Raw genomic sequence first — 1,287 nt, 5'->3', positions numbered from 1 at the left:
CTTTTTGGTAACCGATCAATTACGTGAGATGCCAACTATCCAAGCTACTTTGTTGCTTGAGCCTGCAGGGCGCAATACCGCTCCGGCGCTGACCTTGGCTGCACTGTATGCAAATGAGTCGGCTGATCCAATTTTGGTCATTACTCCAGCCGATCAAACTATTCAGAATGGCGCGGCTTTTACTAAGGCCTTACAAAATTGTGTTCATGTTGTTGCGGCTGATGAGAGTAAGAAAACCATTGCTATTTTGGGTATTACGCCCACAGCTCCAGAAACCGGTTATGGCTATATCAAAAAGGGTGGAGCTCAAGGTGCTTATGGTGAATTTACTGTCGAGCAGTTCGCAGAAAAACCTGACGCAATTACTGCCCAAGCCTATCTAGAAAATGGAAATTATTTCTGGAATAGCGGTATGTTTGTATTGCGTGCCAGCACTTGGTTAGCAAGCTTAAAAGAATTTCGTCCGGATATTTTTGGCGCTACTGAAACCGCATGGGTCGCAAGGGCCATTGACCAATCTGGCGATGTTCAATTTATTCGTCCTGATAAAGATATCTTTCAATCTATCCCTAGTGAATCTATTGACTATGCCGTGATAGAAAAATGCCCCGCATCTAATGGGGCATTCAACATCAAGATGGTTGAGTTAAATGCCGGTTGGAATGATTTAGGCGCTTGGGATGCGGTGTGGCAAGTCGGCAAAAAGGATGCATGTGGAAATGTCACCAGTGGTGACACCTTACTAAGTAATACGAATAATTCATTAGTACACGCTAGCAGTCGTTTGGTGGGTGCTGTGGGTATTAATAACCTGGTCATCATCGAGACGGCTGATGCGGTACTAGTAGCTGACCGTTCAAATAGTCAGGATGTGAAAACCATCGTCAATCAACTAGAGCAGCAACAGCGCGAAGAGAAAAACTTACATCGCAAAGTTGCTAGACCCTGGGGTTGGTATGACAGTGTGGATGAAGGTGAGCGCTTTAAGGTGAAGCGAATTCAGGTAAAGCCAGGTGCTAGCCTATCCTTACAAATGCATCACCACCGTGCTGAGCATTGGATTGTGGTGAAAGGTGAGGCAGAAATCACCAACGGTGATCAGGTCATCACTCTCAAAGAGAATCAAAGCACTTATATTCCACAAGGTCAAACACATCGCTTGGCAAATCGGGGCACAGAACCTTTAGAGATTATTGAAGTGCAATCAGGCAGCTATTTAGGTGAAGACGATATCGTCAGGTTCGAAGATACATACGGGCGTAGCTAAGTTAACGTAACAAAAGATAT

General features: G+C 44.9%; 1 protein-coding gene. It reads left to right on the top strand.

Annotated elements, in window-relative coordinates; translation table 11 throughout:
• Positions 1 to 1,267 (top strand): mannose-1-phosphate guanylyltransferase/mannose-6-phosphate isomerase (locus tag B7Y67_RS18320; RefSeq protein ID WP_293599861.1); only part of this gene is annotated, 1,267 nt, incomplete at its 5' end.
• Between the last annotated feature and the right edge of the window lie 20 nt (positions 1,268 to 1,287).

It is taken from the genome of Polynucleobacter sp. 35-46-11 (assembly GCF_002281105.1).
Note: the sequence above shows the minus strand (reverse complement) of the source record. Positions and strands in the feature narration are given on the sequence as shown.